This window comes from Mycobacterium numidiamassiliense (assembly GCF_900157365.1).
GTDB lineage: Bacteria > Actinomycetota > Actinomycetes > Mycobacteriales > Mycobacteriaceae > Mycobacterium > Mycobacterium numidiamassiliense.
This window is the reverse complement of record NZ_FUEZ01000004.1, coordinates 2,015,962-2,030,671: the sequence shown is the minus strand read 5'-3', so window position 1 is coordinate 2,030,671 and position 14,710 is coordinate 2,015,962. Positions and strand designations below refer to the sequence as shown.

Below are 14,710 nucleotides of genomic sequence, written 5' to 3'. Positions count from 1 at the left end.
TGACGAAATTCGGTAGCTGCGACGCCGCTTTGACGTTAAATTCAGCCGCGATATGCGATGAAAAGCAACGGCCCGGCCTTCCTCATCTTGTTCGCCACGCTGATGGCGACCGCGGGTACCGGCATCTCGATTGTCGCCTTCCCGTGGCTGGCGTTGCAGCACCGTGACAGTGCGAGCGACGCGGCGGTGGTGGCCGCCGCGATGACGCTGCCCTTGGTGCTGTCCACGCTGGTCGCCGGCACCGCGGTCGATTTCTTCGGGCGCCGACAGGTGTCGCTGGTCTCCGATTCGCTGTCCGGCGCGGCGGTCGCCGCCGTCCCGCTGACCGCGTTGTTGTTCGGCAGCGGCGCAACCAACCTGGTCATGCTAGCCGTGCTGGCCTTCTTCTCGGCCGCCTTCGACCCGGCCGGGACAACCGCGCGCCAGTCGATGCTGCCGGAGGCGGCCGCCCGCGCCGGCTGGTCGCTGGACCGCACCAACAGCGTCTACGAGGCGATCCTGAACCTGGCCTACATCGTGGGCCCGGGCATCGGCGGTTTGATGATCGCCACGGTTGGCGGAATCGACACGATGTGGATCACGGCGGCCCTATTCGCATTGTCCTTCCTCGCAATTGGAGCGCTGCGACTGGAAGGGATAGGCAAGCCGCACCACACGACCCGGCCCGACGGATTGGTGTCCGGCGTGGCCGAAGGGGTGCGGTTCGTCTGGAACCTGCGGGTGCTCCGGACGCTCGGGTTGATCGACTTGGTCGTCACCGCTTTGTACTTGCCGATGGAAAGCGTGCTGTTTCCCAAATACTTCAGTGAGCATCACCAACCCACGCAGTTGGGCTGGGCGCTGATGGCACTCGGGGTAGGCGGCGTGGCAGGCGCCCTCGGCTATGCCGCGCTCTCCAATACCTGCGGCGCCGCACAGCCGTGCTGACCGCAACGCTGACGTTCGGTGTGGCCGCGATCGGCATCGCGTTCCTGCCGCCGTTGCCGCTGATCCTGGTGCTGTGCGGGGTGACCGGCTTGGTCTACGGGCCGATTCAGCCGATCTACAACTACGTGATGCAGACCCGGGCTCCGCAGCAGCTACGCGGTCGAGTCGTCGGGGTGATGACGGGGCTCACTTTCTCGGCGGGCCCATTGGGCTTGCTCGTCGCCGGCCCGCTGGCCGACGCCGCTGGGCTGAAGGTCACTTTCCTGACGCTGGCGGTGCCCATCGTGCTGGTCGGACTGGTGGCTTGCGGGCTGCCGTCGCTGCGCGAACTGGACCGCGCGCCGGAGTTTGCCGGTGACCAGGAGCCGTAGGATTGGGCCGTGAGCGCGCCGTGACAGCAGCAGCGTTGGCGGACCTCATCGCCGATCTGCCCGACGGCATGGTGGTCACCGATCCGGCGGTAACCGAGGGGTACCGCCAGGACCGCGCCCTGGATCCCGCCGCAGGTAAACCGCTGGCCGTGGTGCGCCCCCGATGCACCGAAGAGGTGCAGACCGTCCTGCGCTGGGCCAGCGCCCACCGGGTGCCGGTGGTGACGCGCGGCGCCGGCAGCGGCCTGTCGGGCGGGGCGACGGCACTGGATGACGGGATCGTGTTGTCGACGGAGAAGATGCGCGACATCAGCGTCGACCCGATCACCCGGACCGCGGTATGTCAGCCGGGGCTGTTCAACGCCGAGGTGAAGAAGGCCGTCGCCGAGCATGGCTTGTGGTATCCACCCGACCCGTCGTCGTTCGAGATCTGCAGCATCGGCGGGAACATCGCCACCAACGCGGGCGGCCTGTGCTGCGTGAAGTACGGCGTCACCACCGACTATGTGCTGGGCATGCGGGTCGTGCTGGCCGACGGCACCGCGGTCCGGCTCGGCGGTCCCCGCCTCAAGGACGTCGCCGGCCTGAGCCTGACGAAGCTTTTCGTCGGTAGCGAGGGCACGCTCGGCGTCATCACGGAAGTGACGCTGCGGCTACTGCCCGCGCAGAACTCGTCGAGCGTGGTGGTGGCCACCTTCGGCACGGTCGAGGCGGCGGTCGACGCGGTGCTCGGGGTCGCCGCGCGGCTACGGCCCGCGATGCTGGAGTTCATGGATTCGGTGGCGATCAACGCCGTCGAGGACACCTTGCGGATGGACTTGGACCGTGGGGCGGCGGCCATGCTGGTGGCTGGCTCCGACGAACGCGGGCAGGGCGGATCCCAGGACGCCGAATTGATGGCTTCGGTGTTCGCCGACAACGACGCCATCGACGTGTTCTCCACCAGCGATCCCGACGAGGGTGAGGCGTTCGTCGCCGCCCGCCGGTTCTGCATTCCGGCGGTCGAGGCGAAGGGCTCGCTGCTGCTCGAGGACGTCGGGGTGCCGCTGCCGGCGCTGGGCAAGCTGGTCACCGGGATTGCGCGCATCGCCGACGAGCGTGACCTGATCATCTCGGTGATCGCGCATGCCGGCGACGGCAACACGCATCCGCTCATCGTGTACGACCCCGCCGACGCCGCGATGACGGAGCGGGCGCATCTGGCGTTCGGCGAGATCATGGACCTGGCCATCGGCTTGGGCGGCACGATCACCGGGGAGCACGGTGTCGGTCGGTTGAAGCGACCGTGGCTGGACAGCTACCTCGGGCCCGAGGTGATGGAGTTGAACCAGCGCATCAAGCAGGCACTCGACCCGCTGGGCATCCTCAATCCCGGCGCGGCGATTTAGTTTTGCCTTCTGGCGTCGGATCCCGCGTCGCGAAGCGAGTAGTACGTCACGTTTCGTGGTTCGAAGACCTGCGTGGCAGTGGGCCGCCCGCGCAAGTGTAGTGGGCCGCGATGTTGCCAGCGTTGTGCTTCGTCTAGTCCCGCTGCCGCGATCACAGCGCCCGACGCCATGATTCGGGTAGGGCAGTTCTTGGCCTGGTCGGCCAGGCGTGCGGCCTCGTTGACGGGATCACCGATAACGGTGTATTCGTAACGGTTTTCGGCGCCGATATTGCCGGCGAATACCGGTCCGGCTGATACACCAACGCCGAAGTCGACATCGGCCAATTGCGGCAACTCGTGTCCTAGTGCGCGTGCGGTGCGCAAAGCCGCATCCGCCCACCCGTCGGTGTGGAGTGGTACGCCGAAGACGGCCAGCACCGCATCGCCTTCGAACTTGTTGATAAGACCTCCGCATCGGTCAACTTCTGCGACGACGATTCGGAAAAACTCGTTGAGCAGCCCGGCGACTTCCGCAGGTGGGCGACTAGCTGCCAGCTGAGTAGAGCCGGCGAGATCGACGAACAGCACTGCGACATCACGAACTTCGCCGTCAGCGGTTGCGGTCCCGGCCAAAGCCCGCCGTGCGACATCGACACCGACGTGGCGGCCGAACAAATCGCGCAGTAGTTCCCTTTCGGCCAGTCCAGCCACCATCCGATTGAATCCGCGTTGCAGATGCCCGATGTCAGAGGACTCGTAAACGTCGACGAAGCGGTCGGTATCGCCGCACCCGACCGCGGCCATCGCATCCACCACTTCGCGCACCGGCTCGGATATCGACCTCGATACGACACTGATCGCCCGTAATCCGAGCAGTAAAGCCACCATTGACAACACGAGCGCCGGCATCTCGACGGATAACGCCTTTTCGATGACCCAACCGTTGACGTGCAACAGGATCAGAAGGGCGATCGCGCCGCAGGGCATCGCGCTGCACAACAGCCAAGTGATCAGCAGTCTGGCTCGTACGCCCGGTAAACGCGGCCCGGTATCGGAGGACTGCATCGCCATAGCGATCACCGGCCGCAGGGTGCGAAACGTGATCAGGTAGCCCATACAGGTTGCCGCTGCGCCCCCAAACAGCGCCGACAAACCGATCAGCAACAGGGCATCGGGACCGGCTGCGTGATTAACCGCCAGGAACACCGCACCACCCAAAGCCCAACTCGCCAACTCGATCATTGACTGCCGTTCGACGATTAGGGTCGGCACGCGACTCTGGCGCTCATCGGGCTCCTGCCCAGTGACATACCAGCGCACCGCCGGCGCGACATAAACTGCGGCCCCCACTGACGCCATCACCGATCCCAGCACCACCAAACCCACAACGGTGAATAGGTTTTTCAGCGATAGCAGTGCGTGGATCCCGCTGCCTGTTCCTCGGGCCAGCGACAACACGACCAGCACCACCTCGGCTGCAGCCAGGGTGTGCGCAAGCGTCAGTCCGGCCGCATAGCGGGCCAAAAGCGTTGGGGCGCTGGACGTGCTGTTCAGCCTCCCTTGCTCGATCCCCCGTGCGTGACGGCGTCGCATGTTCAGCTCACAGCCGGGTGAGGCACCGGTGCGGCGAGGAGTTCAGTAATGACCTCGTCAGGACTAATGGCCGCATCTGTCGCCTCAAGCTTGTGATCGGTGTGTTCGATGGTGGTCGTCCGGGCCTCCTTCTATCGTCAAAACCGGGTTGTCCGACTCGTTCAGGCCGATGGGCAGGCGCGATCGTCGAACCGCTACGGAGTTCCTATGTGGTTGCCCGAATGCCGATTTGGATGGCGGGCAGAGGGGGATCGACCCGATCGCGGCCTGACTTTCCTGAGCGCTTGAGTGTGCGTGGCATGCCGCCTTAAAGTTGAGAGCACTATTCTCTGTATCTTTATAGTCTTACGAAGATAACAGGGAAAGCGTCCAAACCGTTCCCAGTCAGGAGCAGGAGTGAGTCCTGTCCAGCCCGAGCGGTTGCCTGCTGGTGACGGGTAGTTTCCTGTGGACCGGGGGTCATCCTGTCGGCCGCCGCCTCATTTGCCAAGTCCACGTCCGCCGATCGGCCGCCCCGTGATGCACGGTTACAGCGGCCTGGACCAGAAGCGGGCTATTGCAAGGGTTTACGCCAATGCTGCGCCGCACCTGCTTGTGTAGGCCAGATCCTCGCGGCACCCAACGTATTGTGCCCTGCCGGCCGCTGACGTCGATCGCGATGAACGTACGCCAAACTGGCCGCCCCGTCCCGAAACCAAGCAGTGTGCCCTCTATTACTGCTAAAATTACAAAGTCAACACGGGTGATCGCGGAGCGCAGCGCCGCGGCGCTTATTACGGCCGCTGGGGGAAACTCTATGACCGCCATCGGAATTGGCGCCGAGGCGCGGCGTCGGCTAACTGCACGGCGAACCGCGGAAATCATCGCCGAGGAGCTGCGGCGCCAAATTCTCGACGGGGAGCTAGTCGACGGCGACCTTCTTCCCCGCCAGGAAGTTCTGGTCAAGCGCTTCAAGGTAAGCCTGGTATCGCTGCGCGAGGCCCTGCGGATTTTAGAGACCGAAGGCCTCGTATCGGTGCAGCGCGGTAACCGCGGCGGCGCGGTTGTCCATGCGCCCGCCAAAGCCTCCGCGGCGTACATGCTCGGGCTGGTATTGCAAAGCAACTCGGTTCGGCTAACTGATCTGGGAGAGGCAATGCGAGCATTGGAGCCCGTCTGTGCCTTCATGGCCGCTCAAAGACCCGACCGAACTACTAGTCTGGTACCGGAATTGGTCAGACTCAATGACGAGGCGTCGGCACACCTCGACGACACAGCTCGCTTCGCGGAGATCGGGCGACGCTTTCACCAAGTACTCGTTCACGGCTGTGGCAATCACACGTTGGGCGCAGTAATGGGCAGTCTAGAGGCCCTCTGGGCTGGTCATGAGCGTCAACCGGCAGAACAGACCGCCGCCGCTGGTGACTTTCTCGACCTCGCCGGGCGGCAGGCCGCACTGAGTGGCCACATCGAGCTCACGCGGGCCGTTGAGGCCGGCGATGGCGAAAAGGCCAGGCGATTGGCGTCGGGCCACGCCTGTGACGCTCAGACTTACCTGGATGCCGGAGATCGCGATCAACGCATTCAAGCATTGCAGCCGCGGATACTGTCCCGGTACACGTTGTAACGATTGCCTTTTCGCGAATTCCACACGGCGGGCCGGCGCAGCGTAGTCGGCGATCTACGGACCTCCGGGTAGGTCGTACGCCCACTCCTTTATTAGTGAATTCTGTCAACTGAAAGCATCGCCCAGCCGGCAGCAACGGTGTTAATGTTTGGCTGTAACGCGCCAAGGAGTATGCGATGTGTGCAATGAAGCGTTTCGGTACCTTCCCAATAGCCGTGCCTGCGCGCAGGCTCGCACACGGAACACTGTTGAGCGCCATTATGATTGGCGGCTCGGTCGTCGTGCCGTCAGCCCAGGCAGCTACTGACATCGCTCTCAGTGGCCGCTACAACGCCACCTCGCTCGGCAACTGGGCCAAGACGAACGACGCCTATCACGATGAGGCGACGGTGCGGAGCGTATGGACGATCAATTCGTCGTGCCTCGACGCCCAGGAATGCCGAGGTACGGTGACCAGCGACCAGGGTTGGAGCGCACCGTTGGCCTCACACGACGGTCAACAATGGATCGTGAAACACGATGTCCCCAACTGGGAAACCTGTCCCGACGGGTCCCCGAATACCGGACAGCAGGTCTTCACCTTCGTTCCCGTTGATAATAACGGCAACTTCCAGGCCGGATCCTCGACGCTGGCGGGCAGGGATAAAACCGTCGGCCCGAGTGGCGCATGCCGGGTGAACAAATGGCTCGCGATCGAGATGCCCTTCCGGTTGGACAAGATCAGCTGACCACGCGCGACACGAAACTTCAGGACATTCGGTACGTTTGGTCTAGGGGCGAATCATCTCCTGCCAAGTTTTCGCTGGCTTAACAAGATCCAATTGCTGATACGTTTGGCCGTCCCGAGCCACATAGCGCCCCGTACGAGGGTCGTAGTGTGCAAGGGCCAATGAAGGACCGCCGGTCGTTCTCCTAGATCCATTGCTGCCGAATGAACTTGGGGCTGCATGGGGCTCGCCGCCCGACGGACCCGGTTGCCCGGGCGACGGAATATCAATGGGCGCAATGGGTTCAACGCCTTGCGGCACCGGCGGCATGACGTTGGTATTGGAAGGAGCTCCGGCTGGCGGCGGCATCGGTGTTCCCTCGACCGGGCCGAAGATCCTGTCTCTGGACCAATTGACCCGGTCGTCCGGCGGGATGCCCTGCGCAATCAAATTCGGATCGAGCGGATAGGTGCCAAACGTGTGCTGCCTGATCGCTAACGGTTCGAACGGTTTATCGCTTTCGCAGATTTCGACTGTCGGCGCCCGCTTGCCCGGCTGGCCCATGCACGGGTAGTTGCGGGCGCCGCGGACCGCGATCGGCGAATCTTGCGGCAGTTTGCAGTACAGCCCGTCGGGGGTGTCGACAGTGGCTGTGTCGGCCGGGGAACGCCATTGGCTGGGCGGTAGGTAACCGACGGTGCATCCCGGCGGATCGTCAACCACAAAAGCGAAATCTCCCTGCGCATACCCGGTCGGATTCTTGGTGCCGATAAACGACTGAATGGCGGCACTGAACGGCGGTAGCAGCACCAGCACCTGCTCGATCGAGGCGTGGTAGGTAACACCGATTTGGCCGAGTGTTGTCAGGTTGGCCAGCAGCACAGGCAGCGTCAGTTTGAGTTGGTCAAGGAGCCGAGACGTTTCGTTGAACGCTCCAGGCCCCTTGTGCAGCAGACTGCGAAGCTGCGAGTCATCTTGCACCAGTTGCCCGGTGAATCCGCCAAGACTGCGCGCCCAGAGCCGGATCGAGTCGGTGGTCTGCGCTTGCGAATCCAGCACCGGCCCAGTGTCTTCGGTCAGGGTTCGCGCGCGGTCAGCGACACCGTTGAGATCACCAGAGAGTTTTGCCGAAGAGTCGAACAGCGAACCGAAATCGTAACCGGCGCCATCAAATGCCTTATACGACTCATCGAGCAATGCACTGAACTTGCCCGTGGGAATGCTGCTGATCAAGTTAGCGGTCTGGTCGAGCACGGGACCGATTGGTTGCGGAATCGTGGTGTCGCCCATGGCGATAACTGAGCCATCGTGCAAGTAGGGTGGCGAATCGCTGCGGGGTCGCAAATCCACATACTGCTCACCTACCGCGGACAGGCTGCGTACTTCCGCTTTCAGATCCGCCGGGACTTTCGGTGAAGCATCAAGGCGCATCGTGGCTTTCGCGCCATGGCGGGTCAGCTCGATCTCCGTCACCTTGCCGATTTGCATCCCGCGATAGGTCACATTGCTGAAGCGGTACAAACCGCCGGTAGCCGGCAATTCTAGTGTGACCGTCATCTTGCCGATACCCAGCAAGGTCGGTACCTGAAGGTAGTTCACGGCCATCACCAGCAAGCCGACAATCCCGAAGATCGTGAAGATCACGAGTTGGATACGTACTAAGCGAGTCAGCATCTACGGCCCCGCTTCCGGCGGCTGGCTTATGACCGGTGTCGCGCCCGGAATCGGGGAACTCGCATCAAGCCCGGGTGCTACCGCCGGCTGCGGTGCAGGCGCGGGCGGCGGTCCCGGTGCATATGCTGGCGGCCCCTGATCGCCTCCCGGCGCAGACGAGGGTGGTGGTGCGGGAAGTGGAAGTCCCTGATTTGGCACGGGCGCCAGCCCTTGGCCGACGGGTGGCGCCACCCCCGTGCCGCCCTCTGGATATTGATACTGCAAATACGCCGGGTCTCCGGGAGCCGGCACAAGGTCGGCGCCCAATCGTCCCCAATGGGTACCGAGCAGTAGTCCCTTGCGCAGTCGCGCGTTCGTCAAGTCAAAGGTGAAGAAGCCGTTGAGGAAGTCGCCCCTAACAGCTCGGTTGATGACGTTTTGCGTCAGCGGGTAGGTCGGCGCGTAGGCAAGTGCGTCATCGATTTCGGGTCCGACATCGGCCAGCGCGCCGATGGTGGGCTCGAGATTCTTCAGGTTCTTGACCAGATCATCTCCGGCGTCGTTGACCAACTTGGTGGCGGTGTCACTAAACGTCCGGAGTTTGTCGAGCGCGGTGACGATACGTGGCCGCTCGCTAAGAAGCACGTCGAGTGCCGGCGGTATTTTGTTGAGCGCCTCGGTGATAACGTCGCGCTGCCCAGCCAGCGTGCCGGCAAGCCTATTTAAGGCCTGGACCGACCTCACCAGGTTGTCGCGTTGCAGGTCGATCGTGTTGACGAATCTATCCAGGCGCTCGAGCAAGTCGCGGACCTCACCCGCGTGCCCGGACAACGAGGCGTTGAAATTGTGGATGATGTCACCGATTTGGGTGAAACCGCCCGAGTTGATCATGACCGACAGTGACGACAGCGTCTGCTCCGTCGATGGAAATGCCGACGATTTGCTCAGCGGTATGGTGGCACCCGCCGGCAGTCTTCCACTGGCCGTCTGACCGGGCGGCACACTGAGTTCCAGATGCATCGAGCCCAGCAGGCTCGTCTGGCCCACGGTGGCCACCACATTCGCTGGCACCACGACAGCGGGCTTCAACGAGACGTCAACATAGGCATGCCAGTTGTGCACCGCCATTTTGCTGATGCTGCCAACAACGACATCATTGATCATTACCGGTGAATTCGATTCCAGTGTACCGACATTCGCAATGTCGACATGGTAAGTATGGGCGTTTGGCCCGCGCCCCACCGTGCCGGGCAGCGGCAGTGAGTTCAACCCGTTGAACGCACATCCGGTCGCGGCCAGCATGACAGCCGAACACAGCACGAACACCCGCCGGGCCAGCACGTTCGCGGTCACGGTTGGTCCCCTTCCGCCGGAAGCAGACTCGGGATGCGCGCCGGTGCCGGCGGCGGGGACATTCCAGGAGTCGTCGGCGCCGGAGGCTCGGGCATCGCCGCTCCGGGTATCCGCCCCGGTGGTGGTGGGGGGGACGCGGGCGCCACATCGCCGGGCAGCCCGGTGTAAGCGGACACCGCCGGCGGCAACTCGGGCGGGCCGGGCTTGGGACCCTCACCGCCGGGTGCCAGACGCGGCTCGCTGTAAACGATGTTTTGCTTGTCCGCCGACGGCTGCAGGAACGGGTTGAGCGGAATGGGCAGATAGTTGAAGTTGAAGTAGAAGAACGGGTTGAACACCCGCAAGGCCGGGCCGGCATACAGGGCGCACAGCTTGCCCGATTCGACCGCGGTGACGTTTTCGACGGCCCCCAGTTGTGCGCAGAGGGCATTAACGGGATTGGCGAGGTTGGAGACGGAGAACGCGCCGCGGATGGTTCCCGTGTCGGGCTGATAGTCGTTGTAGGCGTTGGCCAGTGCGTTGGGCGTCACATGCAGAACGTTCTTCAGCGCCGTTTGGTTTTTGACCAGGATCTGGGTGAGGTCGGCCAATCGAGCAATCTGTTCGGAGGTCTGGTCACGGCTTCCCGCGATGAACCGCTGCACCTCAACGACCGCTTGCGACAGATTCGTCAACGCCGCGTCCAAATCGGATTTGTTCTCATCGAGCACGCTGCTCAGCGTGGCAAGCCGGTTGTTGAACAACACCAATTGTTCGCTGCTGTCCCGAAGTACCGATATGAAAGTCTGCAGATTTTTGATGATGTCGACGATGTTGCCGCTGCCATCGGCCAAGACCCGTCCAACTCCGGACAGCTGAGCCAGCGTCTGCCGCAGTTTGTCTCCGTTACCGCCCAGGGCGTCGGCGGCGCTGTCGATGAATCGTGCTACTGACGGTGTTGAGACTTTACTGTTGGGTCCCAATTCCGTTGCCAGCCGCATCAATTGGGTTTTGACCTCGTCCCATTCGATGGGGACGGCCGTTCGTTCCAGCGGTATCACTGCGCCGTCGCGCATGGTGGGGCCGCTCGATCGGTAGGCCGGGGTGAGTTGGACATAGCGGGCAGCCACCAGGTTTTGGGCGACGATCACCGCTTTTGCGTCCGCCGGAATCGACACGCCATGATCGACGCGCAGGGTCATCTGGGTCCGCGTGCCTTCGGCGTGGATCGCGGAGATGGTGCCGACCTTGACACCCGAGACCTGTACGTCGTCACCGGGATAGATCGCGGTGGCGGTGGGAAAGTACGCCGTGACTGTGGTCGGCCTGAAGAACGTATTACTGATCGCCACCGCCGTGCCGGACACGACGAGCCCCGCCAGGACGACTGCCAGCCCGGCCTTGAGCTTGTGCGGCGGAATCCTCTCGAGCACCGTCATCGCGAACCACCCGGAATGCCGTTGAACGGGAACGGGAACAGCGCCCGCGGCCCCGCATTATCCGGCGGCGAACCCGGCGCTCCGTTGGCCCGGAAGCCGAAGTAGTAGTCCCAGAAAGGCTGGAATAGCTGCGATACCAAGAAGTTCGGGACGTACGCGGTGTAGTAATACCCCTGGGCGACTGTTTCGCCCGTGGTGATCTCGTACTTGGCCAGACCCGGCAGCGCTTTACTGATATTGTCCCGGTTTTTCTCCAGCATCGCCGTCACCGAATTAAGCCGCTGCAGTGTTGGTGCGAGCTTGCTTTCGTTGTCATGCACCAGTCCTTCGAGCTGCTTGGCCACCGCTGAAGTGTTGGCCAGCAGATCGGCAATTTCTTGCCGTCGCTGCGCTAGTACCGACAGAAGATCGTTGGCGTTGAGGATGAGCGTGTTTACCTGGTCGCTGCGCTGCGAAAGGATCTTGGTGATATCGGCCGCACCCTTGAACAGTTCACCCAACGATTTGTTCCGGCTGTTGAGGGCTTGTGATAACCGAGTCACCCCGTCAAAGGTCGGACCCAATTGCGGTGCGATCTGGTCCAGCGTCTCCGACAGCGTGTCGAGCGAGTGGTTCAGCGAGTCGGTATTCGTTTCGGCCACATCGGTCGTGAGGTCGGTGAGGGCCTCACTCAGCGAGTATGGCGAGGACGTGCGCGACAGCGGTATGACATCTAGCGGGCGCATCGTGTTGTTGCCCGTTGATTGCAGGGCGAGCACCCGCTTGCCCAGCAGCGAACCGGTTCTGATGTGTGCAGTGGTGTACGAACCGAGCTGAACCGTGCCCTTGAGGTTAAACGTCACCAGCGCATCGCCGTTGTCCAGCTTCACATCCGCAACGGCGCCGACCTTGGTTCCCGAAATCAAAACGTCGTTGCCCGCGACCAAGCCGCCCGCTTCAGCGAAGCGAGCCTGGTAACGGACCATGGTCGCCCGCTGGACGAACTGGTCGGGGGACAAACCGACGGCAATGACGAGGATGATCAGAACCACGCCAATGAATCCGGCTTTGATGAGGCGGGCACCCCGGTATTTATTCATTGGGTTCCTTGGGCTCTGCGCACCTTCCGCCTTGTTGCTTGAAAATGGGCACGACGACAGTCCGGTACTGCAGGTCCGAGACGCGCAGGCTCATCTCGCAGAGGTAATACGGGATCCAGCTGCCATAGGCACCGAGCCGCACCAGTTTTCGATAGTTTTCGGGCAGCTTGCCCAGCGACGTGTCGATCTTTTGCTTGCCATCGTCGAGCGCCGGAGCCAACCGGTTCAGCTGGTCCACTGTTCCCGCCAGCGGCCGCCGCGACCTGTTCAACAGGTCGGCAATTGAGGCGGTTCCGCTGTCCAGCGAGTCGATCGCGGCGCCGATCATGCGGCGGTCATCGGAAAACGCCGTGACCAGTTTCTGCACACGATCTAGCGCGCCGGAGAACTTGTCACCGTCTTTGTCCAGAGTGGCGAGCACCGTGTTCAAGTTGTCGATCAGTTGCTGCACGGTCTGGTTGTTGTCAGCCAAGGTATTTGAGAACGACGACGTTTTTGCCAGCAACGACTGCAGGGTGCCGCCCTTGCCCTGGAAGGCTTGCACCAACGACGCGGTCAGCTCATTGACATCTCGCGGGTTAAGGCCGGTGATAACGGGTTTCAGACCACCAAGCAGCAGGTCGAGATCGAGCGCAGGCGAAGTCCGGTCGATCGAAATCTGCGCGCCAGCCGCCAGCACCTTGGTGGATCCCGGCCCGTCGACGAGCTCAAGATAGCGATCCCCGACCAAGTTGAGGTAGCGAACGACGGCGCGCGTGCCAGTAGTCAGGACGACGCTGTTGTCGGCGTTGAAGTTCACCAGCACTGTCTTGTCCGGCTGCAGCGAGACGCTTTTGACCGTGCCCACCTGGACGCCGGCGACTCGGACCGTCTGGCCCTCTTTCAGCTGCGACGCATCGGTGAACAGCGCTGAATACCCTGTCGTCGAACCGGTTCGGTACTGACCGAAGATGAACAGCAACGACACCGTAGCAACCACCATCACCAGCCCGAAGATGCCGAACTTGATGATCACCCCCCGCGAATTGCTCATCCGGGTTGCCCGATCTGCATGGAGTTGCGCGGCGGCCCCGCGATCGGCCCGTACAACATCTGTTTGAGTGCATCGGAATTGATCAGCACGTGCGGGTTTCCATACGCCCACGGGTTGGCGCCGACATCGGTGACGATGAAGGGCGGGGCCACGTTAAAGGGCACGGTCGGAAGGGTTTCGCAGTGCGGGCCGCCGGTCGCTGCCACCTTAGGCAAGTTGGTTGGGTACCGGTAGCGGTCGGCACCCAGTTCAAGACTAGGCAGATCGGTGATACCCGGGTCGGGCAGCGGTGTAGCGTGCAGGTTCACCAGGGCCGAGCTAAGACCGCACCACAGCGCCTGGTGGTATTCGTTGGTCAGGTCGGTGGTCGGAGTCAGCAGATGCACGACCTTGCTCAGCGCGTCCCGGTTGCCGCCCACCACGTCGTTGCCCATGTCGGCCAAACCGATCGTGCTGATTAAGAACGCTTCCAAATTATGCTGCTCGTCTACGATCGTCTTGCTGATCTTGACCGAATTGTCCACTGTCGCAATAAGGTCCGGTGCCGCGTCCGCGTAGGCATTGCTCACCTCGGGTAGCGTCTCGAGGTCGTGACTCAGCGCGGGAAGGCTAGGCTCCTGCTTGGCCAGAAACGCATCCAGGTTGGACAACATCTCACCGATCTTGTGGCCGCGGCCACCGACTGCCGACCCTACCGCGCTTAAGGTTTCGTTGAGTTTGATGGGATCAATCGACGACAGCACCGACGTCAATTCCTGGAATACCGTGTTGATCTCCACGGTGACGCTTTTGTTCTGTAGAACGGCGTTCGCCTGCAACGGCTGCGGCGAAGGATCGGCCGGCGGCACAAGCTCAACGGACTTGGCGCCGAACACTGTCGTGGATGCGATGTCGACGAGCACGTTTGACGGGATGAGATGCATCTGTGACGGCTGCATAGCGAGGTTCAGGACGGCGTCACCGTCAGGCCCCGACTGGATCGAGGTGACCTTGCCCACGACCACTCCGCGCATCTTCACTTTTGCGTCTGGGTCCATCACCAACCCCGCACGCGGTGAAACCACCGTAACCGGCACACTTTCGGTGAAGTCGCCACGAAACAGGCCCACCGCGACAGCGATGACAGCGGCACTCACAACAACGGTCGCCAACCCCGCCAAGGGGCGCACATAGGATGGCGGGCCAGCCTGCCGGTCAGGTGAACTATCGTCCATGCGTCTTCGCTAACGCTGCCCCGGACGATGCCCACCATCGCGTCCGGCGCCCCACGCGCAGCGCCGGGTGCTGATCCCGGTAGGCCGTACGACGTGTACGTGACGCATTCCATCTCCGGTGTTGATCCTGTTGTGGCTCAGCGGGTCTGGCGCGAGAACCGCGGCCACGCTATGTCGCTCAGTCAACTAGCACCATGCTTTCGCTACTTTGGCCTGCTCCCCGGATTGCGCTGGCAGACACGGTTACCTTGTGAAGCCGTAAAAGAAGCGACGCCCGTGTTCTTGCATCGATCCACGACCGCCCGCCCTCCACAGGAACATCGCGCATACGGTGAAAACGCCATTTACGTTAGGTGTACCGAACTGTAGGCACCGGTGATGCGCCTG

General features: G+C 62.5%; 10 protein-coding genes and 1 pseudogene. 4 read left to right on the top strand and 7 right to left on the bottom strand.

From position 1 onward, the window contains the following. Positions 1-57: 57 nt before the first annotated feature. Positions 58-1,298 (top strand): annotated as a pseudogene (gene tap, locus MNAB215_RS18230) (multidrug efflux MFS transporter Tap). Positions 1,299-1,366: 68 nt separating this feature from the next. Then, positions 1,367-2,686: an FAD-binding oxidoreductase gene (locus MNAB215_RS18225; RefSeq protein WP_108637785.1), complete on the top strand. Its 1,320-nt coding sequence runs from the start codon at positions 1,367-1,369 to the stop codon at positions 2,684-2,686. On the opposite strand, the gene MNAB215_RS18220 is transcribed toward MNAB215_RS18225, so the two are convergent. Further along, on the bottom strand, positions 2,683-4,170 hold the full coding sequence (locus MNAB215_RS18220; protein ID WP_425436544.1) for an adenylate/guanylate cyclase domain-containing protein: 1,488 nt from the start codon (positions 4,168-4,170) through the stop codon (positions 2,683-2,685). The two genes, MNAB215_RS18225 and MNAB215_RS18220, sit on opposite strands and share 4 nt — an antisense overlap. A gap of 886 nt (positions 4,171-5,056) precedes the next feature. Here MNAB215_RS18220 and MNAB215_RS18215 point away from each other — a divergent pair. Then, positions 5,057-5,866: a FadR/GntR family transcriptional regulator gene (locus tag MNAB215_RS18215; protein WP_077082126.1), complete on the top strand. Its 810-nt coding sequence runs from the start codon at positions 5,057-5,059 to the stop codon at positions 5,864-5,866. A 185-nt stretch (positions 5,867-6,051) separates the two neighbouring features. After that, positions 6,052-6,594: an Rv2253/PknI dimerization domain-containing protein gene (locus MNAB215_RS18210; protein WP_077080064.1), complete on the top strand. Its 543-nt coding sequence runs from the start codon at positions 6,052-6,054 to the stop codon at positions 6,592-6,594. 42 nt (positions 6,595-6,636) lie between these two features. On the opposite strand, the gene MNAB215_RS18205 is transcribed toward MNAB215_RS18210, so the two are convergent. Genes MNAB215_RS18205 through MNAB215_RS18180 form a run of 6 tightly spaced genes read right to left on the bottom strand, consistent with a single transcriptional unit; the run spans position 6,637 to position 14,323 of the window. Next, positions 6,637-8,247: an MCE family protein gene (locus MNAB215_RS18205; protein ID WP_077080063.1), complete on the bottom strand. Its 1,611-nt coding sequence runs from the start codon at positions 8,245-8,247 to the stop codon at positions 6,637-6,639. After that, positions 8,248-9,528: an MCE family protein gene (locus MNAB215_RS18200; protein ID WP_083746332.1), complete on the bottom strand. Its 1,281-nt coding sequence runs from the start codon at positions 9,526-9,528 to the stop codon at positions 8,248-8,250. A 47-nt stretch (positions 9,529-9,575) separates the two neighbouring features. After that, the gene (locus MNAB215_RS18195; protein ID WP_077080062.1) at positions 9,576-10,997 is read right to left on the bottom strand and encodes an MCE family protein; all 1,422 of its coding nucleotides are present in this window, start codon (positions 10,995-10,997) and stop codon (positions 9,576-9,578) included. Then, complete coding sequence (locus MNAB215_RS18190) at positions 10,994-12,076, bottom strand: MCE family protein (RefSeq protein WP_077080061.1); 1,083 nt, start codon at positions 12,074-12,076, stop codon at positions 10,994-10,996. The genes MNAB215_RS18195 and MNAB215_RS18190 overlap by 4 nt, the downstream gene beginning before the upstream one ends. After that, positions 12,069-13,109 carry an MCE family protein gene (locus MNAB215_RS18185; RefSeq protein ID WP_077080060.1) on the bottom strand — a complete coding sequence of 347 codons (1,041 nt, stop codon included), beginning with the start codon at positions 13,107-13,109 and terminating at the stop codon, positions 12,069-12,071. Before MNAB215_RS18185 ends, MNAB215_RS18190 begins: the two co-directional genes overlap by 8 nt. Continuing rightward, positions 13,106-14,323: an MCE family protein gene (locus MNAB215_RS18180; protein WP_083746169.1), complete on the bottom strand. Its 1,218-nt coding sequence runs from the start codon at positions 14,321-14,323 to the stop codon at positions 13,106-13,108. Before MNAB215_RS18180 ends, MNAB215_RS18185 begins: the two co-directional genes overlap by 4 nt. Positions 14,324-14,710: the final 387 nt, after the last annotated feature.

Bases quoted from the DNA above. Each gene is read 5' to 3' on its own strand.
- MNAB215_RS18225 (WP_108637785.1), top strand. From the start codon at position 1,367: ATGGTGGTCACCGATCCGGCGGTAACCGAGGGGTACCGCCAGGACCGC.
- MNAB215_RS18215 (WP_077082126.1), top strand. From the start codon at position 5,057: ATGACCGCCATCGGAATTGGCGCCGAGGCGCGGCGTCGGCTAACTGCA.
- MNAB215_RS18210 (WP_077080064.1), top strand. From the start codon at position 6,052: ATGAAGCGTTTCGGTACCTTCCCAATAGCCGTGCCTGCGCGCAGGCTC.
- MNAB215_RS18205 (WP_077080063.1), bottom strand. From the start codon at position 8,247: ATGCTGACTCGCTTAGTACGTATCCAACTCGTGATCTTCACGATCTTC.
- MNAB215_RS18200 (WP_083746332.1), bottom strand. From the start codon at position 9,528: ATGCTGGCCGCGACCGGATGTGCGTTCAACGGGTTGAACTCACTGCCG.
- MNAB215_RS18195 (WP_077080062.1), bottom strand. From the start codon at position 10,997: ATGACGGTGCTCGAGAGGATTCCGCCGCACAAGCTCAAGGCCGGGCTG.
- MNAB215_RS18190 (WP_077080061.1), bottom strand. From the start codon at position 12,076: ATGAATAAATACCGGGGTGCCCGCCTCATCAAAGCCGGATTCATTGGC.
- MNAB215_RS18185 (WP_077080060.1), bottom strand. From the start codon at position 13,109: ATGAGCAATTCGCGGGGGGTGATCATCAAGTTCGGCATCTTCGGGCTG.
- MNAB215_RS18180 (WP_083746169.1), bottom strand. From the start codon at position 14,323: ATGGACGATAGTTCACCTGACCGGCAGGCTGGCCCGCCATCCTATGTG.